The organism is Curtobacterium sp. MCJR17_020 (assembly GCF_003234365.2).
GTDB lineage: Bacteria > Actinomycetota > Actinomycetes > Actinomycetales > Microbacteriaceae > Curtobacterium.
The window spans coordinates 1,789,879-1,810,596 of the sequence record NZ_CP126260.1 but is presented as its reverse complement, the minus strand read 5'-3'; the positions used below and the strand labels follow the sequence as shown (position 1 = coordinate 1,810,596).

Below are 20,718 nucleotides of genomic sequence, written 5' to 3'. Positions count from 1 at the left end.
GGGGCCGGGCGGGGCCGGGGCACGGGCCGGGGCACGGGCGCGGGGCCGGTAGACTCGCAACTGCGAATGGGTCGGTGAGACGGTCGCGTCACTCCTCCGGGAGTGCCGAGGAACGTCCGGGCTCCACAGAGCAGGGCGGTGGGTAACACCCACCCGGAGCAATCCGCGAGACAGTGCCACAGAAAGCAGACCGCCGGCGGCAACGTCGGTAAGGGTGAAACGGTGGTGTAAGAGACCACCAGGGGTCCGGGTGACCGGATCCGCTCGGTAAACCTCGCCCGGAGCAAGGTCAGACAGAGGACGCTGAGGCTGCTCGCCGAGTCCTCGGGTAGACCGCTGGAGGCCGACGGCAACGTCGGTCCGAGAGAGATGGCCGTCACCGCCGTGCAAGCGGCGGGACAGAACCCGGCGTACGGCCGGCCCATTCGCCCCACTGCTCGTCGTCCGCTCCCTCGCACCGTGCGAGGAGCGGACGATTCCGTGCGGGGTTCCGTACTCCGTGCGGCGCCGGCCGCCTCTCACCGAGTACGGAACCTCGCACCGGACGGGCTCCTCGCACCGGACGGGCTCCTCGCACCGGACGGGCCCCTCGCACCGTGCGGGGCTCGCACCGTGCGGGCCCCTCGCACCGCGCGACCGCCGCGGCGCGCTACAGCCCCGACTCGGCCGTCCGCACCAGGATCGCGTCGCTGTCCGGGCACAGCACCACGTCGTCCGGCGCGGCCCGGCGGATGTCCTGCAGGTCCGAGTTGTTCAGCGCCACGCCCGACGCCGTCGACACCCCACCCTGCAGCAGCGACGCACCGAAACCGTAGCGGGCACGCTGCCGGTCGTAGAGCGCGAGCAGCTCGGCCGGCACCTTCGCGGCGACGTCGGCCCGGGCCTGCTCGGCAGAGGCGCGGTCGGACGACAACCGCGCGATCTCGGCGTCACGCTCGGCGACCAGGCCGGAGCGCGCTGCCTCGACGTCGGCGAGCTGGGCCTCGACGTCGCCGACCCGGGCGCGGAGCCCGTCGAGGTTCTCCATGACCTCGAGCTCGGCGGTCTCGAGGCCACCGATGCGGCGCTGGAGCGACTCGAGCTCGTTCTGCAGCCCGGTCGCGTCCTTCGAGTTCGACACGTTCTGCAGCATCGTGGTGTCGCGTTCGACGCGGGCCTGCGCAGTTGCGGTGTCTGACTCGAGACGGGCGAGTTCGCGTTCGGCGTCCTCGACGAGGCCGGTCGCGGCGACGAGTTCGCTGCGCAGCCCGGCCGCCTTGGTGCCGAGTTCGGTGAGCTGGTCGCCCTTCTGCAGCGACGTGATCCGGTGCGCGATGCGGGTGACGTCGTTGTCGAGTCGTTGGACGTCGAGGAGGATGACCTGGTCCTCGGGTGCTGCCTTCATGGTCAGACTCCTTCAGTGGGGGTGGTGGGTTCGGCCGCCGGCAGGACCGCGAAGTCCCACGGGTCGGTGCGGAGGTCGCTCACGGTGACCCGGACGCCGGCGGCGTCGCGCAGTTGCGCGGCCGCGACGTCGAGCCAGAGCCACTCGGTGGCCCAGTGCGAGGTGTCGATGAGTGCGGGGCCGCCGCCGAGCAGGGCCTGTTCGCGGAACTCGGACGCCGGGTGGTGGCGGAGGTCGCTCGTGATGTACACGTCGGCCGCGAGGACGGCGGGGTGCCCGAGCAGCGAGTCCCCCGCGCCGGCGCAGAGCGCCACGCTGCGCACGGGCTGGTCGAAGTCGCCGGAGACCCGCACGCCGGTCGCGGTGGGCGGCAGCAGGTCGACGAGCTTCCGCGCCAGTGCCCCGAGCGTGGTGCCCTCGGCGAGGACGCCGACGCGGCCGATGCCCGTCGCGGGGTCGGAGCCCGGGTCCGAACCGGGGTCGAGGGGGCGCTGGTCGGTCAGCCCGATGCGGTCGGCGAGCACCGCCGAGGTGCCGGTGGTGACGACGTCGGCGTTGGTGTGGGCCGCGATCAGGGCGCTGCCACCGCGCACGAGGGTCGCGAGGACGCTGCCCTTGTAGGTCGACTCGGCGATCGTCGTGACGCCGCGCAGCAGCAGCGGGTGGTGCGTGAGGAGGAGCCCGGCACCGAGCTCGACCGCTTCACGTGCGGTCGCGGGGACGGCGTCGACGGCCAGGTGGACGTGCTCGACGGTGGCGTCCGGGTCCCCGGCGACCAGTCCGACGGCGTCCCACGACTCGGCTCCTGCGGCGGGCCACAGGTCTTCGATCACGGCCTGGAGTTCGCGGAGCGTCGGCATCCGGTCAGTCTACCGAGGCGACCGCGTCGGCACCGGCAGCCGGTCCGCGCGGGGTGATCCGGGCCTCCCGGTCAGCGGCGACCGAGCGCACGGAGCAAGCCGGCGACGAGTCGCGACCACCAGCCGGCCCGGGCCGGCTCGTCGGTGTCGGTGCCGGTGTCGACGCTCACCGGTGCGGCCGACTCGACGACGGGAACGGCGATCGCGTCCGGCAGCACGACGGGCGTGCTCGCGGTCGTGCCCTGGTGGGCGGTGAGCGCGGCCGCGAACGCGGCACGGTCGATGACCGTCGGCCCGGTGGCGGGCTGGACGAGCGGCGTGGGTCGCGTGGTCGCAGACACCGGCGACACGGCCGGGAGGCCCAGCACCGGTCGCACGGGCTCGTCGCGTTCCGGGGCGACCAGCGCCACGGCCGGGGTCGCCGTGACGACGTCGGCTTCGGGTGCGGCTGCTGCCGCCGGTGCGGGGCGGACCACGGCCACCGCGGGAGCGGGGGCGCCGCCGGTCACGACGGCGACCGGAGTGGTCGCGCCACGGCGGGCGGCTGCACGGTCGCGTCGGTCCGACTCGGCGGCGGCGTCCTCGAGCAGGTCCGCGAAGACGGTCTGGGCGAAGGCGCGGGCTGCGGTGACCTCGGGGCCGTCCGCGCCGTCGACGGTGGCCTCCCAGGCGGCGAGCCGGGCGAGGTCCTCGTCGCGGCGACGGACCTCGTCCTCGAGCAGGACGATCCGCTCGATGGTGCTGCGACCGGTGGACGACGAGACCTCGATCGCGAGGTCCTCGATGCGCAGGGCGAGGCGCTCCGGAGGTTCGGGGAACGAGGGTGCGCAGACGGCGGCGTGCCGGGCACGGTCGCGGCGGAACGCGGGGGCTGCGGGCGCGGTGCTGGCTGCGGGCGCAGTGCTGGCTTCGGGCGCGGGGACTGCTGCAGCCGCGGTGCTGGGGTCCGGCGTCTGGACGGCGGTGGTGTCAGCCACGGCGCCGGGGCGCTGCACCGGGCCGGTGACGGGCGGGACCACGAGGTCCGCCACGTACGGCGTGCGCGTCGCCGGGGCGTCGCGGAGCCACTCCTCGACCTCGCGACCGAAGGGGTCGACGAGGGGGGTGCGTGCACCGGACTGGGTCTCCATGTCCGAAGGGTAAATATCGCGCGCGCCGGAACTGCGGACATCCGCGGTGTGTCGCCGGAATCCCTGCCATATCGCCCCGAACGTGAACGGCGTGTCGCCCGTCGCCCCGGGGCTCGGGTCAGAGCGTCTGCTCGAACGCTCCGAGGAGCTCCCGACCTGCGGCCCAGGTGCCGACACCGCTGGCGACGTTGACGTGGCCGAGCGGGCCGACCCGCAGCACCGCGGCACCCATCGTCTCCGCGAACGCCAGGGCACGATCGGCGGTGCAGTACGGGTCGTCGTCGCTCACCACCAGGCGGGTCGGAACCCGGGCCGCGGCGGTGCCGGCCGGGATCGGACGGGGCGCGGGGAACCCGGAGGCGGCGGCGGGGAAGCCGGGTGCCGCGGGGTCCGGCGGCGCGACGAGGAAGGCGCCGGCGACGGTGGGACCGGCGGTGTCCGCGGTGTCCGCGGCTTCTGCTGCGAGCCAGTCGGCGACGGCGAGCACCCCCAGGCTGTGCGCCACGAGCACCGGCGGTTCGGTGCACGAGGCGACCGCACGGGAGATGGCGTCCCGCCAGCCCTCCGGGTCCGGCTCACCCCAGGACGCCGGCGCGATGCGGACGGCGTCGTCGCCGTGCTCCCGCTGCCACACCGATTGCCAGTGCTCCGCGTCGGAGTTCCAGATCCCGGGCACGATCACCCACGGTCGACGTCTGCTCACCCGGGCAGCGTAGCGAACCCCGGACAGGGCTACCGCTGCAGGGTGTCGCGCGGGTACTCGGAGAAGCGCGCTGCGTACGCCGCCGAGAACCGGCCGAGGTGCGCGAAGCCCCACCGCATCGCCACGCTCGCCACGGTCAGGTCGCCCGCAGACGCACGGCGGAGCTCCTCCCGCACGCGGTCGAGACGGATCCCGCGGAGCATCGCGTTGGGGGCGGTGCCGACCTGCCGCTGGAACACCTGCTGCAGGCCGCGGACGCTCAACCCGACGTGCTCGGCGACGTCGGTGGTCGAGATCGGCGTGTGCGCGAAGGCGTGCATGTACTCGACGGCCTCGCGGACGCGACCCGTGGCGCCCTGCGGCAGGGGGACGTCCGGGGCCAGCAGCTTGTGCGGGAACGTCCGGAGCAGGGACTGGGCGGTCTCGCGTGCGACCTCGGCCAGGGCGAGGGGGCTGACGGAGGAACGGCCGAGGACGGTCTCGGCGGCGCGCTGCACCTGGGTGTTCCAGTTCCGAAGGTCCGCTTTCCGGGGCGTCGCCGTGTGGTCGAACACCAGCGGACCGGGCTGCTCCCCGTGGACCTCGGCGGCGATGCGCTCGAGGGCGGTCCGCTCGAACTGCACCAGGCTCTGCCGGACGTCGCGCAGGTCGAACGCGAAGGGGCGGCCGGTCGGGAACATCATCGGGGTGCCGGGTGTGAACGCGACCTCTTGCCGGCCGACGTCGACGCGCCCGCCGCCGTCCGTGGTCCACATGACGACGTACTCGTCGCGGACGTCCAGCTCGCCCTGCATGCGGGCGTCGAACCGGGTCGATCGGAACGACATCACGTCGTCGCCGACGACGCGGAAACGGTACGCGAACGGTCGCTCCGTGCGGGTCGCGGTGAAGCCCACACTGGCGTAGGCGTCCTCGTACATGTGCACGGCAGCGTCGAGATCGGCCCCCGACGTCTCGAAGCTGATCCTGGGATCCGGTTCGGCTGTCATCGCGCGAATCGTGACACGGCGGCCAGGAACCCCGGGAATCCTCCGCGGCACCTTGCGGATTGTGGCCCGCGGAGTGCGCGAGACGGACGAAGCGACGGTTCGCCGGGGGGTGATGCCGGTCAGTGACGGGCGCGCAGGACCGTCCACCGGTTCTCGTCGGCGATCCGCTCGTACCGCAGGTCGTCCACGACCATCCGGACCAGGGCGAGTCCGCGGCCGCTCTCGGCGAGTCCGTCGGGCAACTCGGCCGACTCGGTGTCGACGGTGGCGGCGACGCCGTCGTCGGAGAGCAGTGCGGCGAACCGGTCTGCTCCGATCTCGAGGCGCAGGCGGCAGGAGACGCCCTCCGGGCGTGTCCCGTGCTCGATCACGTTCGAGGTCAGTTCGACGATCGCGAGCTCGAGGGCCATCCGGTCCTCGACGGAGACCGAGGGTTCGTGCTGCCACACGCCCGCCAGGAACTCGTGCACGGCGGACACGTCGTCCGGCGGGCACGACAACGCGAGCGTGTGCTCGGCGGCCGAGGCGGTCATCACCAGTCGGTGACCGCAGCGTCCCCGTCGGGGTACGTGCGGAGGATCTTGTCGATGTTCGAGAGCTGCAGGACCATCTGCACCTGCTCGGACGGCGCTGCGATGCGGAGGTCGCCGCCCGCCTGCCGCGCGGTCTTCAGGCTGCCGACCAGCGCGCCGAGCCCGGACGAGTCCATGAACTCGACACCGGAGAGCTCGACCACGACGCGGGCACGTCCGTTGTCGACGACCTGCGCGACCGCCTCGCGGAACGCCGGGGCGGACACCATGTTGAGGCGCCCGCTGCACTCGAGTACCGCGGTGTCGGGCTGCGCTTCGTGTACGACGATGTCCATGCCGGGTGGTCTCCTCTGATCGGTGCGCCTTGCAACCAGCAACCTACCGGCTCTGCCGCGTCAGGTCCCGCTGCGGTCCCGACGCGTCGCGGTGACCTGCACCACGACGGCTGCAGCCATGAGTGCCGCCATGACCCCGCCCATCGCCAGTGCGGTCCCGCCGAGCGCGCCGGCGAGCGGTGTCCCGAGGCCGCCGATGCCGAACGTCAGGCCGCCCTGCAGGGCCGCCGCCGTCCCCGGGTGCGCCGCCCCGACGTGCTGCGTCCGGGTCATCGCCGCGGGCAGGACGAAGCCCCACGCGCCCGTCACGACCGCGAGGGCGCACCAGACCGGCACCGGACCGAGGCCGAGCAGCGCCGAGACGAGGACCGCCGCCGCGCCCGCGGTGCCGACGAGCAGTCCGACGGTGAGCAGGGAGTCCTCGGAGAACCGTCCGACGACCCGACCGAACACCAGCGTGGTGACGATCATCATCGAGGCGTTCGTGGCGAAGACCAGCGTGTACATGCCCTCGGAGAAGCCGAACTGGGTCTGGAACACGAACGAGCTGGTCGCGATGTACGCGAAGAACCCCACGGTGGAGAGCACCCCGCTCAGCACGTAGGCACGGAACCGCGGGATCGCCAGCAGTTCGCGGATGCGTCGACCGTTCGCGGCGAAGCCCACGCCCCCGCGTCGCTCCGGCGGCAGGGTCTCGCGGAACCGCAGCACCACCATCGCGAAGAACAGCGCGCCGAGCACCGCGAGCACGACGAACATGATCCGCCACGTGCCGAAGGTCAGCACGGCGCCTCCGGCCAGCGGCGCCACGACGGGGCCGATCGCGTTGATCGCGGCGAGCGTGCCGAAGACCTTCGCCATCCGGGTCCCGCTCGCCACGTCCGACACCATCGCCCGGCCGGCGACCGCTCCGGCCGCTCCGCCGAGCCCCTGGGCGATGCGGGCGAGGACGAGCGTGACGACGTCCGGCGCGAGTGCGCACCCGACCGAGGCGAGCGCGAAGACCGCGGTGCCGGCGACGAGCATCGGCCGCCGACCGACCCCGTCGCTGACGGGCCCGACGAGCAACTGCCCGACCGCGAAGGCGACGAGGAACGCCGTGAGCGACAGCTGCACGGCACCGGGGGTCGTGCCGAGGTCGTGGGCGATCTGCGGCAGCGCCGGGATGTACATGTCCGTGGCGAACGGCGACACCCCGACGATCAGGGCCAGCGGCACGATCGGCGGCAGGGTGGTCGTGGTCGGCTTCCGGGTGCGCTCCGTCGTCACGACCGACACGCTACGCGCACCCGAATCGATTCGACGGGGGTGCGGGGTGCGCTCAGGCGGACAGGAGGGCCGCGGCGGCACCGCCACGGGCCTCCTGTCCGCCTCGGCGGCGTCAGCCGGTGTTCTGCAGGCCGGCGGCGATCCCGTTCACGGTGAGCAGGAGCAGACGGTGGTCGGCGTCGGTCGGGTCGGTGCTGCCCGTCGTCCGGATGGACCGGAGCGCGCGGAGCTGCAGGTGCGACAGGGCGTCGACGTAGGGGCTGCGCAGGCGCACGGCCCGAGCCAGGACCGGACGGTCCTCGAGCACGTCGCTGCCACCCGAGATCCGCAGCACCCAGTCACGGGTCCGCGTCATCTCGTCGAGCACCTTGGCGGCGAGGTCGTCGCGGTCGGCGAGCTCGAGGTACCGGCGGGCGATGTGCTCGTCGGTCTTCGCGAGCGACATCTCGACGTTCTTGATCATGGCGCCGAACAACGGCCACTCGGCGTACGCGGCACGCAGGACGTCGACGTCACCGACCGCCTCGAGCGCGGAGCCGAGCCCGTACCAGCCGGCCAGGTTGATCCGCGCCTGGGTCCACGAGAACACCCACGGGATCGCCCGGAGGTCCTCGAGCGACTCGACCGACAGCCCGCGGCGGGCCGGGCGGGAGCCGAGCGGGAGCAGCCCGATCTCCTCCATCGGGGTGACCCGTGCGAACCACGGAGCGAACCCGTCCGCCTTGACCAGCTCGTAGAACGCGACGCGCGAGACGTCGTCCAGCTGCTGCGCGAGGTCGGCGAACCGGGTGGCCGCAGCGGCCGTGCGCGCCTCGTTGGACGGCGACGACGCGAACAGGGTGGCCGAGGCCATCTGCTCGAGGTGACGGGCCGCGATGTCCTGGTCGCCGTACTGCGCGAAGATGACCTCGCCCTGCTCGGTGAGCTTCAGGCGACCGTCGATCGATCCCGGCGGCTGCGCGAGGACGGCCTCGTTGGCCGGCCCGCCGCCGCGGCCGAGCGAACCGCCGCGGCCGTGGAACAGGGTGAGCTCGACCTCGTTGTCCCGCGCCCAGTCGGCGATGCGAGCCTGGGCGTCGTAGAGCGCCAGGTTCGCTGAGACCGGGCCGACGTCCTTCGACGAGTCCGAGTAGCCGAGCATGACCTCGAGCCGACGGCCGGTCGCGGCCAGGCGACGCTGGAACGTCTCGGTGCGGACGGCCTCGTCGAGGATGTCGACGCTGGCGTGCAGGTCGGCGAAGGTCTCGAACAACGGGATGACGTCGAGCACCGGCGCGGCCTCGGGCGAGCCGAGTGCGGCGACGGCGAGCTCGTGCACGTTCGCCAGGTCCGCCGCCGACTGCGTGAAGGACACGATGTACCGGCTGGCGGCACGGACCCCGTAGCGGTCCTGCAGGTCGGCGATGGTCCGGAAGACCGCGAGGACCTCTTCGGTGGTCTCGCTCAGCGCGCCACCGGCCCGGATCTCCGCCAGGGCCGTGCGGTGCACCTGCGAGTGCTGCCGGACCTCGAGCTCGGCCAGGTGGAACCCGAAGGTCTCGACCTGCCAGATGAGGTTCTGCAGCTCGCCGTTCGCCGGCCGGATCGCGCCGGCGGCGACGAGCGACGCCTGGATCGTGCGGAGGTCGGCGAGCAGGGCGTCCGGGCCGTCGTACGCGAGCGGCGTCGTGCCCTGCCTGGTGGCGTCGATGCGTGCCGCGACGAACAGCAGTGCGCGACGGTGCGTCTCGTTCGGGGCGCGGACGCCGATGCGCTCGGCGATGCCCGGGTCGAGCGACTCCTGCGCCGCCACGAGCGCGGTGAGCCCGGCGTCGGCCGGGGTGTCGCTCGCGTCGAGGGTCAAGGCACTGCCGATGCGGGTGGTGGCACGGGTGAGCCCGATCAGGATGTGCTCGGCAGCGATCTCCGCAGCCTGGCGCGTGATGTCGGCGGTCACGTGCGGGTTGCCGTCGCGGTCGCCACCGATCCAGGTGCCGAACCGCACGAACGCGGGCGCCGTCACCGGTGCACGTCCGGCGTCGTCACCCTGCAGCCGGTCGTCGAGCAGGCGGTAGACCTGCGGGACGATCTCGAACAGCGTCTGGTCGAAGACGCTCATGGCGGTGCGGACCTCGTCGAGCGGGGTCGGGCGCGTCGTGCGGAGCGGCGAGGTGCGCAGGAGCGTCGTGATCTCCTCGAGCAGCCGTCGCTCGTTCTCGGCACGCGCGGTGGCGTTCTTCGCGCGGTCGCGCTCGTCGATGAGGTCCGTGATGCGCCGCACGCCCGTGGTCACGGCACGACGGCGGGCCTCGGTCGGGTGTGCGGTCAGCACCGGGTGGAACCGCAGCGTCCGGAGTCGCTCGGCCGCCTCGGCCTCGCCGACCTCGGCCACGAGTTCCGCGTAGGTCGCCGGGAACGAGTCGCCGGCCAGGCCGCCGTCGTCGCCGCGCTGCCGGAGCACCCGCACGCGGTGGTGCTCCTCGGCCAGGTTCGTGAGGTGGAAGTACGTCGTGAAGGCCTGCGCCACCGCTTCGGCGCGCTCGGCCGACATCGCGGACACGAGGGTCTGCGCACGGGCAGCACCCTCGGCGTGGTCGCCCTCGTAGGCGTCGATCACGGCCGCACGCAGTGACTCCACGTCACGCAGCAGCTCGTCGCCACCGTTCTCGCGCAGCACCCGGCCGAGCAGGTTGCCGAGGTAGCGCACGTCGGCGCGCAGGTCACTGTCGACCGCGCCGCTGACGTCGTCCCGAGCGCGCTCATGGCGCGCCGATCCGTCGATCGCCGTCATGGGGTCCTTTCGGGGTCGTCCGGGAACACCGTCCCGGCTCCGAGCAGCGTATCGGCCCGCGGCCACCCGTGACGTCGACCGTCCGGACGGACCAGCGGGCACGGCACCCGGAACGCGAACGCGCGCAGCGCGAGCCTGCGGGGGGGGGACGCCGGGATCGCGACGCGTGGCGGGAGCACCCCTGCAGTTGCGACGCGGTCCACGATCCCGGCGGGTCTGTGGTCGGCGCGGATCGACTCGGATCAGCGCGGATCGGATCGGTTCGGTTCGGTTCGGCTCAGCTCGGTTCAGCGAGCTGGGCCTGCGCGGCGGAGTGGACCTCGACGATCTGCACCCGCGCCGAACGGCGGTCGGTCAGCGGCGACGTCCAGGGCACGATGACCTGTTCCTCGTCGCCGTCGTCGAGCCGGGCGAGCCAGACACCGGCGATCGCGTCGATCTCGGTCATCGTCGCGGCCACGGCGGTCGCGGCCCCGTTCGCGCGGACGATCGCCAGGTTGTCGACCGCGTGGTCGGCGTTCATGTGCCGGAGGATCGCTCGGCGCGCCTCGTCGTCGAACGGCTCGGTCACGCGGTCACCGCCACGTCGCCGGCGCCGTCGGTCACCGGACGACGCCGGGCGTCGAGCCCCTCGAGCAGGCCGTTGTTGAGCGAGTACGCCAGTTCGACCTCGGCGATCACCCGCTCCTGCTCGTCGGCCGTCCAGGGCGCGGCGTCGAGCTGCGCGCGGTAGGTGTCCTTGAAGGCACTCGGGTCCGCGACCTGGTCGAAGATGTAGAAGAGGACGCCGTTCGTGTCGAAGCCGAACTGGTCGGAGAGCATCCGACCGATCATCTGCCCGCCGGACAGGTCACCGAGGTACCGCGTGTAGTGGTGCGCGACGAAGCCGCCCGGCCACTCGGCCGCGACCTCGTTGAGCCGCCGCACGTACGCCGTCGTGGCGGGGAGCGGGCAGACCAGCTCGGACCAGTCCGGGCCGATCAGGTACTCGAGGTCGGCGCGGATCGCCGGCATCCGGGTGAGCTGCGAGGTGACGAACGGCGCCGCCACCGGGTGGTCCGTCATCCGCTCGGCCGCACGTTCGAGGGCGTCGTAGACGAACGAGTACTGTCCGAGCAACGCCGCGTAGTCGGCGACGTCGCACTTCCCGCCGAGCAGGTCGTGCATGAAGCCGTTCCCGGCCGAGGAACCGTGCGAGCGACGCGTGCGCTTGCGCAGCAGCTCGGAGAACGGGATGACGGTCGTGTCCATGAGGTAAGGCTAACCTTAGTTCGACAAACGTCAAGCAGGAGAGAGGACGCTCGTACCGATGAGCTCCAAGCCCAAACGCCCCCAGCACGTCTTCGTCGTCGCCCGCACCGAGCGACTGTCGCCCCACATGGTGCGCGTCCACCTCGGCGGACCGGCCTTCGACGACTTCGTGGGCACGGCCGACCCGGACAAGCTGGCCGCCACCGACAAGTACGTCAAGCTCCTGCTCGCCAAGCCGTCGCTCGGCCTCGAGCCCCCGTACGACCTCGAGGAACTGCGCGAGACGCTGCCGAAGCAGGACCGACCGGCCCGCCGCACGTACACGGTGCGGGCCGTCGACCACTCGGCGAAGACGATCGCCGTCGACTTCGTCGTGCACGGCGACGACGGGCTCGCCGGGCCCTGGGCCGCAGCGGCGCAGCCCGGCGACAAGCTCGCGCTGTCCGGTCCCGGCGGCGGCTACGCGCCCGTCGACGACCCGGACGTCACCCACGTCCTGCTCGGCGACGACAGTGCCCTGCCGGCCATCGGCGCCGCGCTGGAGTCGATGTCCGACACGGCCACGGGCGTCGCCCTGGTCGAGGTCGCCGGCCCTGCCGACGAGCAGGACATCGCGCACCCGGCGGGGGTCGACCTGCGGTGGCTGCACCGCGACGCCACCGGCGCCCAGCCGGGCACGCTCCTGCTGGACGCGGCCCGGGCGCTCCCCCGTGCCTCCCGGCCGGTCCAGGTGTTCGCACACGGCGAGCGGACCGCGATGAAGGCGATCCGTCGGCTGCTGCAGGACGACTGGGGGCTCGAGAAGCGCGAGATGTCGCTGTCGGCCTACTGGGCGCTCGGGCGCGGTGAGGACCAGTTCCAGGAGGAGAAGCGCGAGCCGGTCGGCGTGATCTTCACCGACTGACGGGTCTCGGCCTGCACGGTTCTCCCCAGAGCGGTTGCGAGGGGAAGCGGAAACGGGCGTACCTGGTCGTTCCGACCGACCAGGTACGCCCGTTTCCGGCAGGTACGCACCGGCCCGGCGCGGGTGCGCAGGTGCGCAGGGCGGACGGGAGGCCCGGGGCGCGTCGGTGGGTCCGGCTAGCGTTCCGGACATGGTCACCTCGTCGTGCTGCGTGCCGGGTTGCGCAGGCCCCGCTGCGGACGCGCTCACGGGCGTGCCCCTGTGCACGACGCACGTCACGCTGGTGACCGAGTTCGCGGCCGAGCACGTCGGCGTCGAGGACGCCCTGCCGGGGCCGTGCCCGGTGTGCGGCGCCCGTGTCGGGGTACGGTTGCCGACGGCGTTCGTCTGCGCACGGTGCGAGTGGCGGTGGGGCGACGTGCCCGACGGTGACCTCGCTCCCCCGCGGGTCGACGTCGTGTACTACCTGCGGATGCGCGACGACTTCGGCGACCGGGTGAAGATCGGCACGACGATGAACCCGAGGCAGCGGCTGGCCGTGATCCCGCACCAGGACCTGCTGGCGTTCGAGCGGGGCGACCGGTCGCTCGAACGCCGGCGGCACGCGCAGTTCGCGGCCACCCGGTTCCCCGGCACCGAGTGGTTCCGGGCGACACCGGAGCTGCTCGCGCACGCCGCCGCCGTCGGCGCCGGTGTGGACGACCCGTGGGACCTGCACGCCCGGTGGACGAGCGAGGCGCTCGCCCTGCGCGGCTGACCGAGCGGGCCCGAGAGCGTCCGCGCCGTCGGCCCGCCCACGCCGTCAGCCCGCCCACGCCGGTCAGGCCGCGCGGAGCATCCGGTCGGCGGTGCGCAGGGACAGCGCCATGATCGTCAGCGCGGGGTTCGCGATGACGGCGCTCGGGAACACCGAGTTGTCCGCGATCCACAGGTTCGGGACGTCCCACGAGCGGCCGTCCGGGTCGACGACCGAGGTCTCGCGGTCCGTGCCCATACGGGCCGTGCCGATGGTGTGTGCGGTGCGCTCGAGGACCCGGATGTCCTTGCCTCCGGCAGCCTCGACGATGGTCGTCATGGTGCGGACCGCGTGGCGGCGGATGGCGTCCTCGTTCGCGCCCGGGGTGAACGAGACCCGGGCGCGTGGCACGCCGTGCTCGTCGACCTCGTCCGCGAGGACCAGCCGGTTGTCGTCGTAGGGCACGCACTCGGCGTTGATGCCGACGCCCGCCGAGTGCGGGTAGTCCTGCAGCGCCCGCACGAGCTCGGCGCCGCGCAGACCGCCGCCCCGGATGAGCGTGTTGGCGAAGGTCTGCGGCTGCACGCCGAGGCTCTGGATCAGGTACCCGCCGGCGAAGTCCGCGTCGGCGGGGCGCACGAAGTCCTCGGTGATGATCGACGACGGGTAGCCGCGGTAGGACCGCATCGACTCGTCGAACCGCGCCCAGACCTGGGTGGCGCCGTGCGCGGTGAAGTTGCGGCCGACCTGGTCGTTGCTGTTCGCGAGCCCGGTGTGCAGCAGCAGGCGCGGGGTCTCGATGCCGCCGGCGGCGAGCACGAGGGCACGGCAGCGCTGCCGGTGTTCGCGGCCGTCGTGGGTGTACAGCACGGCGCTGACCTCGCCGGCGGCGTCGAGCTCGATGCCGTGCACGAACGAGTCCGGCCGGATCTCGGCGCCGAACGCCACCGCGGCGGGCAGGTAGGTCGTGTCCATCGAGACCTTCGCGCCGTTGCGGCAGCCCTGGTGGCACGACCCGCAGGAGACGCAGGCGTGCCGCAGGCCGTGGTGCTCCTGGTGGCGGTCCTCGGTGGTCAGCCCGACGGGGGCGTCGGTCGCGGTGATGCCGGCGGCCGCTGCCCCGCGCATCATCATGTCCGACGAGGCATTGCGCGCCGGCGGACGCATCCGGTAGCGGCGCGACGGGTCCCACGGGTAGTGCTCGGGTCCGGCGACCCCGACGTCGTGCTCGACCTGCTCGATCCATTCGGTGAGCTCGGCGTGGCTGATCGGCCAGTCCTCGCCGACACCGGACGCGGAGCGGAGCGACAGGTCGTGCGTGCTCGGACGCGGGGTGAACGCGCCCCAGTGCAGCGTCGAACCACCGACCCCGGTGCCGCTGTTGTTCGGGCCGAACGCCGTCGGTGCGCCGCCGCCACTCAGCCGCTCGTCCATCCAGTTGATGTCACCGGGGGCGGCGACCTCGTCGGGCACGTGGTCGTCCGGCTCGGTGTTGCGACCGGCCTCGAGGGCGACGACCCGCAGGCCACGTCGGGCCAGGGAAGCCAGCAGGGGCGCTCCGCCGGCTCCGGTGCCGACGACCACCACGTCGACCACCTCGTCCGTGCCGTACGTGCGCTGTCCGTCGAGTCTCATCGTGCTGCTTCCGTCGTCGTGGTGCCGTCGTGGGTGTCGTCGTGGGTGTCGTCGTGCGTGTCGTCGCGGGTGCGCTCGCGGCGGTCAGGTGCCGCCGGTTCCCAGGCCTCGCGCTGGTCGGCGGCGAGCAACTGGAAGCCCTGCTTGCGGACGCCGTCGCCCCCGTTCGCGAAGCCGTCGAAGTCGATCGCCGCCATCGTCGCGGGGTGCGCGAGCCAGTGCTTCACGAGGTCGACGCTGGCGTCCTCGTACCAGGCGCGCAGCTGCTCGGCGTCCAGCACGGCGTCGTGTCCGGCATCGGGCACACCCTCGGCACGGTACCGACCGGCGGCCACGTCGCGCAGGGCGCTGTTGAGCACGCCGTCCTGTGCCGGGCCGGCCAGCATGTCGAGCGCTGCCCGGTACGCCTCGAGGTCGGTGGGCATGCCGTCGACGCGCCATCCGTCACCGAGCCCCGCGGCGAGCTGGTCGTCGACGCGCAGGGCGAGGTCCACCTGACCGTCGCCCGGCTGCGGCACGACGATGCGCGCGACCGCACGGAGGGTGTCGAGTTGCCGAGCAGTGAGCGCTCGCGGCTCGGCGGTCGGGTCGTCGGGCAGCGCGCGGGCCGCCAACAGGGAGCGCATGCGGGCGCTGACCCGCGGCGAGGCGATCACGCGCGCGAGCTCCATCGGGACCGCGGGCGCCCCGGCGAACCGGCGGGTCCAGAAGTCGCGGATGCGGTCCGCCACCGCCTCGGGCTGCTCCCACGGCAGCAGGTGGGCAGCTCCCTCGACGACGTGGAGCTCCGAGTCGGGCCAGTGCGGCAGCGTCAGGCGACGCTGTGCCTCGGCGTCGAGGTCGCCGTCCTCGGCACCGGCGAGCACGAGCGCCGGCACGGGGTTCGGGGCCGCGTCGGACCAGTCCTCGCGGCTGCCACGCGTGAGCCACGCCGTCCACGCGCCGGGGTCGGCACGCTCGACGTCCTGCACGGCCGTCGTGTGCCGCTCGGGTGCCAGGGTGGACGCGGTGTTCGCATCGACGAACTCGGCGGCGTGGGCGGCACTGATCGGGCCGTCCGCCGCCCAGGACAGCATCGCGGCGCGGCGGTCGTCGTCCATCGGTTCGGGCGCCAGCGGCGAGGCCGCCAGCAGCACCACGGCGCGCAACCCGAACAGGCCGTTCGCGCCGGACATCGTGCGGTCCGCGACGACCGTGGCGACCTTGCCGCCCATGGAGTGACCGACCAGTACCCACTCGCTCGCGCCACTGGCGCCGATCGCGCGCTCGACGAGCACGGCCATCTCCTCGACGGTCGTGCCGGACGACGCCGGGCTGCGGCCGAAGCCGGGCAGGTCGATGCCGATGAGTTCGAGGTCGTCGCGGATCAGGGCGCGCCGGAGCAGGGCGAACTCCTCGGAGCTCGCACCGAGGGCGTGGAGGCAGAACGCAGGGGTCACTCCTCTTGCCTACCGGTCGCTCCGCGGTGGACCCAGGCGGGGTGTACCCCGTCGGCCGGTCTTGTCCCCCGATCGGTCACCGTGCGTACGCGTCCACGAAGAGGTCCCCACGGATCTGCCGCAGGGTGTCGGCGAGCCGATCGACGGTCCGGCCGGAGATGCCGAACACCTGCAGGTCGTACGGCCCGAGCGCCGGCAGGCGTCCGGTGCGGATGCGCACGACCTCCCAGCCGACGGCGCGGACGGCGCGGTCCTTCCTGCGGTCGGTGTCCTGCCGCGGGCCGACGTGCTCGAGGCCGTGGCGGCCGGTCGAGTCGTACTCGATCGCGACGCGCAGCTCCGGCAGGATGATGTCCGGCCAGACCTCGACGTGGTCGAAGAACGGCCGGTCGAGGCGGATCGCGGAGTGGTCGTAGGTGAACGCGAACCGGTCGGACAGTGCGGCACGCAGCTCGGCCTCGACCGCGGAGGCCGTCGCCGGGGCGCAGACGCTCGTGAAGGACTCGCCCGAGGGCAGCCGCGGAGTCTTCGGGCAGATCGTGCGGGGCACCGGCTGGCTCGGACGTCGCGGCGTACCGAGCACCGGTCGACGTGCGCGCGTGCGGCTCGAGGCGACGGCACCCGCCGGGGTCCCGCGGGAGGGCGCTGCCGGCAGGGTCTGGCGACCGGTGGCCCGGACGACCCGCTGCGGGACCGGCACCTGCGACGGCCAGTCGGACGGCAGGACCGGCCAGCGCTGGGGCTGCGCCTGCACCGCGCACTCCGGGCACCACACCGAGCGCCGGCGTTCACGACCCGGTCGGGACCGCTGTTCGGCCGGCGTGGCGACGAAGACGTGGCCGACGTCGCACTCCCACGTCAGCAGGACCTCGGCCGCCGGCGGGACTTGGGTCAGGACGACGCCGTGGTTCCAGTCCGGGTGGTACTGCCGGATGAGCACCGGGTACGGCGCCCAGTCGGCGCGGAACTGTCCGACGGCGTAGGGAACGGCCTCGCCGCGCGACCACTGTCGGCGGCGCCACCACGCGTCAACGGGTTCGGCCACGTCCACACGCTAGGCACCGCCACCGACACTGCGGCAGACCGGGGTGTGCTCAGCCCGCGAGGGCCTGCTTCGCGGAGGCGACGAGCGCGTTCGCATGGCCGTGGCCGAGCCCGTGCTCGGTCTTCAACCAGGCCACCACCTGCATGTGCGGGTGGTCGTCGAGCTGCTCGGCGACCAGGTCGAGCCACTCCTGGACCGGGCGGCCGGAGGTCTTCTCGATGCTCGGGAAGTACGACGCCGGTCCCTCCGGCTTGCTGCCGTCCGCCGGGGACGCCGGAGCGGTCACGCGGTGCGCTGTCATGGCAGAACAGTACTGCGCACCCGGCGTCACGGAACGTCATGCGCGCGGCGACTGTGACGCAGCGTTCCGCCCCGTAGCGATGTGTTTCGCGGTGCGTTGTCCAGGTTCCGCGACCCTTCTACGGTCGCGACATGACCGACACCAGAACGGGACTGCCCCGCGACGCGACCAGCGCCGTCGCCGGCACCGACGGGGTCGACGCGACCGGCGTCGACCACGCGGCCGGAACGCCGGGCGCACCACGGGCCTCCCGGCCGACCGTCGCGCCCGACGCGACCGACACGTCCGTCGACGCCGCCGGACGCGCCGCACTCGACCGACCCGTGCTCCCGCTGCGGCACCCGCTGCGCTGGATCGCCGCGGCCGTCGTACTGGTGGTGCTCCTGAACTTCGTCGAGACGCTGTTCACGAACGAGTCGTGGGGCTGGCCGGCCGTCGGGAAGTGGCTGTTCAGCCCGGCGATCCTGACCGGCCTGCAGCTCACACTCGTCGCGACGGCGCTGAGCGCGGTCATCAGCTTCACCGGCGGCATCGTCGTCGCGATCGCCCGGCTCTCGCGCAACCCGGTGTTGTCCGGGCTGGCGTGGGGGTACGTCTGGCTGTTCCGTTCCGTGCCGCTCATCCTGGTGCTCGTCTTCCTGTACAACCTCGGGTCGCTGTACCCGACGATCGGGATCGGGATCCCGTTCGGGCCGCAGATCGAGGTCACCACGGCCAACGTCCTCGGCGACCTGGCCATCGGTGTGATCGGCCTGAGCCTGAGCGAGATCGCCTACGCGTCCGAGATCGTCCGCGCCGGCGTGCTCGCCGTCGACCACGGCCAGCACGAGGCCGCGCAGGCCCTCGGGCTCCCCCGACGCCGCCAGTTCGTGCGGGTGATCCTGCCGCAGGCGCTGCGGTCGATCGTGCCGGCGTTCGTGAACCAGGTCGTCGGGCTGCTCAAGGCGTCGTCGCTGCTGTTCTACGTGTCGCTGCTCGACCTGTTCGGCGTGGTGCAGAACCTGTCCAGCACCTACCCGACCGACATCATCCCGCTGCTCGTCGTCGCGACGCTCTGGTACCTCGCGCTCACCAGCGCGGTGTCGGTCGTGCAGTACTACGTCGAGCGGTGGACCGCCCGCGGCTCGGTCCGGGCGTTGCCGCCCACGCCGTTCCAGCGGGTGCGGGACGCCGTGCGTCGCGGCTCCGGACGTGGGCCGGGACGGCCTGGAGGCCCGGATCGCGCCCGGCAGGCCGCCTCCGCCGCGCGCGGGGTCGCGTCCGGCCCCGGTTCCACCATCGACGACAGGACCATCTGATGAGCGCAGCGATCAGCATCCGCGGAGCCGTCAAGGCGTTCGGCGACACGGTCGTCGTCGACGGTGTCGACCTGTCGTTGCCGTCCGGCAGCGTCACCGTGGTGCTCGGCCCCTCGGGGTCCGGCAAGTCCACGCTGCTGCGCGCGATCAACCACCTCGAACCGCTCGACCGCGGCGTCGTCACGGTCGGCGGCGAGACGATCGGCGTCCGGCTCCGGACCGGGCGCGACGGGGTCCCCCGGTACAAGGAACTGCCCGAGCGCCTGATCCTGCGGCAGCGGTCGCGGATCGGGTTCGTGTTCCAGCACTTCAACCTGTTCCCGCACCTGACCGCGCTCGAGAACGTGGCCGAGGGGCCCATCGCCGCTAGGGTCCCCCGTGCCGTGGCGCGCGACCGTGCGGCGGCCCTGCTCGAGCGCGTCGGACTCGGCGACCGTGGCGACACCCGGCCGCGGCAACTCTCCGGCGGGCAGCAGCAGCGCGTGGCCATCGCGCGGGCGCTGGCGCTCGAGCCGTCGGTCGTCCTGCTCGACGAACCGACCTCGGCGCTCGACCCGGAGCTCGTCGGCGAGGTGCTCGGGGTCATCCGGGGGTTGGCGGACACGGGCACCACGCTCGTCATCGTCACCCACGAGATCGCCTTCGCCCGCGAGGTCGCCGACCACGTCGTGTTCCTCGACCACGGCCGGGTCGTCGAGCAGGGCTCCCCCGCCCAGGTGCTCGACGATCCGCAGCACGCTCGCACGCGGGACTTCCTGTCCCGCGTGCGCTGACGCCGTCCCCTCGACGTTCCTTCTTCCCCTTCCACCCGATCCCAGGAGAACCATGTCCCCCACCACCCCCGCACGCTGGCGGAACCGCGCCGGAGCCCTCGTCCTCGCCACCGGAGTCGTCGTCGCCCTCGCCGGGTGCGCCACGTCGGCGACGGCCGGCTCCGGCTCCGGCTCTGGCGCGTCCGACGGCACGGTCACGATCGGCGCCGCGTCGAACGGTGCCGCCACCGAGACGAAGGTCACGGTCGACGCGGACGAGAAGCTGCACGACGAACTCCCCGCCTCGATCAAGAAGTCCGGCAAGCTCGTCGTCGGCATCGGTGCCCTGCCCGCCGGGTTCCCGCCGCTCGCGTTCACCGGCGACGACCAGAAGACGCTCACCGGGTCCGAACCCGACCTCGGCCGGCTCGTCGCCGCGAAGCTCGGCCTCGAGGCCCAGGTGCAGAACGCCACGTGGGACAACCTGTTCGTCGGGATCGACGGCGGCAAGTACGACGCCGGGTTCTCGAACATCACGGTGACCGAGCAGCGCAAGGAGAAGTACGACTTCGCCTCGTACCGTCAGGACAACCTCGCGCTGCAGGTGCCGGAGGACTCCTCGTTGACGTTCGACGGCGACCCGTCCGTGCTCGCCGGCAAGACCGTCGCGGTGAGCTCGGGCACCAACCAGGAGCTCATCCTGCTCGGCTGGAAGGCCGACCTGGCGAAGCAGGGCAAGACCATCACGATCAAGTACTACCCGGACGGCAACGCCGTGAAGCTGGCGCTCGACTCCGGCAAGATCGACGCCTACTTCGGGCCGAACCCGACGGTCGCGTACCAGAACACGTTGAGCGCGGACGGCGCGAACCCGACGAAGACCGCGGGCACGTTCTCCGGCGCGGGCGGGGACCTGCAGGGGCTCATCGCCGCGACGACGAAGAAGGACAGCGGGCTCGCCGAACCCATCGCGGACGCCATCGACGAGCTGATCGACGACGGCACGTACGCGAAGTGGCTGGGGGCGTACAACCTGTCGAACGAGGCCGTGGAGCACTCCGAGGTCAACCCCGAGGGGCTGCCGCTCGACGCGAGCTGAGCCGGGTCAGCCGGGTCGGACTCGGCTCATCCGACGCGGAACGACTCCCTCGATGTCGCACGACGTCGAGGGAGTCGTTCTGTGCGCGCGGGGGTGGTCGGCGCCGATGCGGAACGACATCGTCGACGTCGGACGACGACCACGGTGTCGCTCGTTGCGCGTGCATCGTCCGACAGTCCACGAGGTGATCGACGCGTGCGTCGTCGGAACATGCACACGCACTCGATGCATGCGCAAAGGACGACGATCCACCTGACGATCAACGGGTGGATCGTCGGAACATGC

General features: G+C 72.8%; 20 protein-coding genes and 1 other RNA gene. 6 read left to right on the top strand and 15 right to left on the bottom strand.

Annotated elements, in window-relative coordinates:
• The first annotated feature begins 67 nt into the window (after nt 1-67).
• Nucleotides 68-428, top strand: an RNA gene (gene rnpB, locus DEJ14_RS08605) — RNase P RNA component class A.
• Between the two features lie 221 nt (nt 429-649).
• Here the strand turns inward: rnpB and DEJ14_RS08600 are convergent.
• From DEJ14_RS08600 to DEJ14_RS08550, 11 genes are all read right to left on the bottom strand, one after another.
• The gene (locus tag DEJ14_RS08600) at nt 650-1,384 is read right to left on the bottom strand and encodes a zinc ribbon domain-containing protein (protein WP_111085609.1); all 735 of its coding nucleotides are present in this window, start codon (nt 1,382-1,384) and stop codon (nt 650-652) included.
• Nucleotides 1,385-1,386: 2 nt separating this feature from the next.
• The gene (locus DEJ14_RS08595; RefSeq protein WP_111085610.1) at nt 1,387-2,244 is read right to left on the bottom strand and encodes a Nif3-like dinuclear metal center hexameric protein; all 858 of its coding nucleotides are present in this window, start codon (nt 2,242-2,244) and stop codon (nt 1,387-1,389) included.
• Nucleotides 2,245-2,315: 71 nt separating this feature from the next.
• On the bottom strand, nt 2,316-3,374 hold the full coding sequence (locus DEJ14_RS08590; protein WP_111085611.1) for a hypothetical protein: 1,059 nt from the start codon (nt 3,372-3,374) through the stop codon (nt 2,316-2,318).
• 118 nt (nt 3,375-3,492) lie between these two features.
• A complete protein-coding gene (locus DEJ14_RS08585; protein WP_111085612.1) occupies nt 3,493-4,077 on the bottom strand; it encodes an RBBP9/YdeN family alpha/beta hydrolase in 585 nt (194 codons plus the stop codon).
• A gap of 29 nt (nt 4,078-4,106) precedes the next feature.
• Entirely contained in the window at nt 4,107-5,066 is a 960-nt protein-coding gene (locus tag DEJ14_RS08580) for an AraC family transcriptional regulator (RefSeq protein ID WP_111085613.1), read from the bottom strand.
• 119 nt (nt 5,067-5,185) lie between these two features.
• Complete coding sequence (locus DEJ14_RS08575) at nt 5,186-5,599, bottom strand: ATP-binding protein (RefSeq protein ID WP_111085614.1); 414 nt, start codon at nt 5,597-5,599, stop codon at nt 5,186-5,188.
• Entirely contained in the window at nt 5,599-5,934 is a 336-nt protein-coding gene (locus tag DEJ14_RS08570) for an STAS domain-containing protein (protein ID WP_111085615.1), read from the bottom strand. The genes DEJ14_RS08575 and DEJ14_RS08570 overlap by 1 nt, the downstream gene beginning before the upstream one ends.
• Nucleotides 5,935-5,994: 60 nt before the next feature.
• Nucleotides 5,995-7,203, bottom strand: coding sequence for a multidrug effflux MFS transporter (locus DEJ14_RS08565; protein WP_258373284.1), 1,209 nt, complete (start codon nt 7,201-7,203; stop codon nt 5,995-5,997).
• Nucleotides 7,204-7,315: 112 nt separating this feature from the next.
• A complete protein-coding gene (locus tag DEJ14_RS08560; protein WP_111085617.1) occupies nt 7,316-9,973 on the bottom strand; it encodes a phosphoenolpyruvate carboxylase in 2,658 nt (885 codons plus the stop codon).
• 277 nt (nt 9,974-10,250) lie between these two features.
• Nucleotides 10,251-10,544: a DUF2470 domain-containing protein gene (locus DEJ14_RS08555; protein WP_200849248.1), complete on the bottom strand. Its 294-nt coding sequence runs from the start codon at nt 10,542-10,544 to the stop codon at nt 10,251-10,253.
• Nucleotides 10,541-11,224 carry a biliverdin-producing heme oxygenase gene (locus tag DEJ14_RS08550; protein WP_111085618.1) on the bottom strand — a complete coding sequence of 228 codons (684 nt, stop codon included), beginning with the start codon at nt 11,222-11,224 and terminating at the stop codon, nt 10,541-10,543. The genes DEJ14_RS08555 and DEJ14_RS08550 overlap by 4 nt, the downstream gene beginning before the upstream one ends.
• Before the next feature lie 58 nt (nt 11,225-11,282).
• Between DEJ14_RS08550 and DEJ14_RS08545 the strand changes: the two genes are divergently transcribed.
• Nucleotides 11,283-12,128 carry a siderophore-interacting protein gene (locus DEJ14_RS08545; protein ID WP_111085619.1) on the top strand — a complete coding sequence of 282 codons (846 nt, stop codon included), beginning with the start codon at nt 11,283-11,285 and terminating at the stop codon, nt 12,126-12,128.
• A 190-nt stretch (nt 12,129-12,318) separates the two neighbouring features.
• On the top strand, nt 12,319-12,885 hold the full coding sequence (locus DEJ14_RS08540; protein WP_111085620.1) for a GIY-YIG nuclease family protein: 567 nt from the start codon (nt 12,319-12,321) through the stop codon (nt 12,883-12,885).
• A 63-nt stretch (nt 12,886-12,948) separates the two neighbouring features.
• Here the strand turns inward: DEJ14_RS08540 and DEJ14_RS08535 are convergent, their stop codons facing one another.
• The 4 genes from DEJ14_RS08535 to DEJ14_RS08520 all read right to left on the bottom strand — a co-directional run bounded on the left by DEJ14_RS08535 (nt 12,949) and on the right by DEJ14_RS08520 (nt 17,284).
• Complete coding sequence (locus DEJ14_RS08535) at nt 12,949-14,499, bottom strand: GMC family oxidoreductase (RefSeq protein WP_111085621.1); 1,551 nt, start codon at nt 14,497-14,499, stop codon at nt 12,949-12,951.
• Complete coding sequence (locus DEJ14_RS08530) at nt 14,496-15,938, bottom strand: alpha/beta fold hydrolase (protein WP_111085622.1); 1,443 nt, start codon at nt 15,936-15,938, stop codon at nt 14,496-14,498. Before DEJ14_RS08530 ends, DEJ14_RS08535 begins: the two co-directional genes overlap by 4 nt.
• Nucleotides 15,939-16,014: 76 nt before the next feature.
• The gene (locus tag DEJ14_RS08525; RefSeq protein WP_111085710.1) at nt 16,015-16,983 is read right to left on the bottom strand and encodes a putative endonuclease domain-containing protein; all 969 of its coding nucleotides are present in this window, start codon (nt 16,981-16,983) and stop codon (nt 16,015-16,017) included.
• 49 nt (nt 16,984-17,032) lie between these two features.
• A complete protein-coding gene (locus DEJ14_RS08520; protein ID WP_111085623.1) occupies nt 17,033-17,284 on the bottom strand; it encodes a DUF4287 domain-containing protein in 252 nt (83 codons plus the stop codon).
• Between the two features lie 131 nt (nt 17,285-17,415).
• On the opposite strand from DEJ14_RS08520, the gene DEJ14_RS08515 reads away from it, so the two are divergent.
• Genes DEJ14_RS08515 through DEJ14_RS08505 form a run of 3 tightly spaced genes read left to right on the top strand, consistent with a single transcriptional unit; the run spans nt 17,416 to nt 20,433 of the window.
• Nucleotides 17,416-18,582: an amino acid ABC transporter permease gene (locus tag DEJ14_RS08515; protein WP_111085624.1), complete on the top strand. Its 1,167-nt coding sequence runs from the start codon at nt 17,416-17,418 to the stop codon at nt 18,580-18,582.
• Complete coding sequence (locus tag DEJ14_RS08510) at nt 18,582-19,355, top strand: amino acid ABC transporter ATP-binding protein (protein ID WP_111085625.1); 774 nt, start codon at nt 18,582-18,584, stop codon at nt 19,353-19,355. The genes DEJ14_RS08515 and DEJ14_RS08510 overlap by 1 nt, the downstream gene beginning before the upstream one ends.
• A gap of 52 nt (nt 19,356-19,407) precedes the next feature.
• Nucleotides 19,408-20,433 carry a transporter substrate-binding domain-containing protein gene (locus tag DEJ14_RS08505; RefSeq protein ID WP_111085626.1) on the top strand — a complete coding sequence of 342 codons (1,026 nt, stop codon included), beginning with the start codon at nt 19,408-19,410 and terminating at the stop codon, nt 20,431-20,433.
• Nucleotides 20,434-20,718: the final 285 nt, after the last annotated feature.

Excerpts from the sequence above, each read along its gene's own strand:
- DEJ14_RS08590 (WP_111085611.1), bottom strand. The coding sequence starts at position 3,374 with ATGGAGACCCAGTCCGGTGCACGCACCCCCCTCGTCGACCCCTTCGGT.
- DEJ14_RS08510 (WP_111085625.1), top strand. The coding sequence starts at position 18,582 with ATGAGCGCAGCGATCAGCATCCGCGGAGCCGTCAAGGCGTTCGGCGAC.
- DEJ14_RS08560 (WP_111085617.1), bottom strand. The coding sequence starts at position 9,973 with ATGACGGCGATCGACGGATCGGCGCGCCATGAGCGCGCTCGGGACGAC.
- DEJ14_RS08595 (WP_111085610.1), bottom strand. The coding sequence starts at position 2,244 with ATGCCGACGCTCCGCGAACTCCAGGCCGTGATCGAAGACCTGTGGCCC.
- DEJ14_RS08515 (WP_111085624.1), top strand. The coding sequence starts at position 17,416 with ATGACCGACACCAGAACGGGACTGCCCCGCGACGCGACCAGCGCCGTC.
- DEJ14_RS08600 (WP_111085609.1), bottom strand. The coding sequence starts at position 1,384 with ATGAAGGCAGCACCCGAGGACCAGGTCATCCTCCTCGACGTCCAACGA.
- DEJ14_RS08505 (WP_111085626.1), top strand. The coding sequence starts at position 19,408 with ATGTCCCCCACCACCCCCGCACGCTGGCGGAACCGCGCCGGAGCCCTC.
- DEJ14_RS08550 (WP_111085618.1), bottom strand. The coding sequence starts at position 11,224 with ATGGACACGACCGTCATCCCGTTCTCCGAGCTGCTGCGCAAGCGCACG.
- DEJ14_RS08520 (WP_111085623.1), bottom strand. The coding sequence starts at position 17,284 with ATGACAGCGCACCGCGTGACCGCTCCGGCGTCCCCGGCGGACGGCAGC.
- DEJ14_RS08575 (WP_111085614.1), bottom strand. The coding sequence starts at position 5,599 with ATGACCGCCTCGGCCGCCGAGCACACGCTCGCGTTGTCGTGCCCGCCG.
- DEJ14_RS08540 (WP_111085620.1), top strand. The coding sequence starts at position 12,319 with ATGGTCACCTCGTCGTGCTGCGTGCCGGGTTGCGCAGGCCCCGCTGCG.
- DEJ14_RS08545 (WP_111085619.1), top strand. The coding sequence starts at position 11,283 with ATGAGCTCCAAGCCCAAACGCCCCCAGCACGTCTTCGTCGTCGCCCGC.
- DEJ14_RS08535 (WP_111085621.1), bottom strand. The coding sequence starts at position 14,499 with ATGAGACTCGACGGACAGCGCACGTACGGCACGGACGAGGTGGTCGAC.
- DEJ14_RS08570 (WP_111085615.1), bottom strand. The coding sequence starts at position 5,934 with ATGGACATCGTCGTACACGAAGCGCAGCCCGACACCGCGGTACTCGAG.
- DEJ14_RS08580 (WP_111085613.1), bottom strand. The coding sequence starts at position 5,066 with ATGACAGCCGAACCGGATCCCAGGATCAGCTTCGAGACGTCGGGGGCC.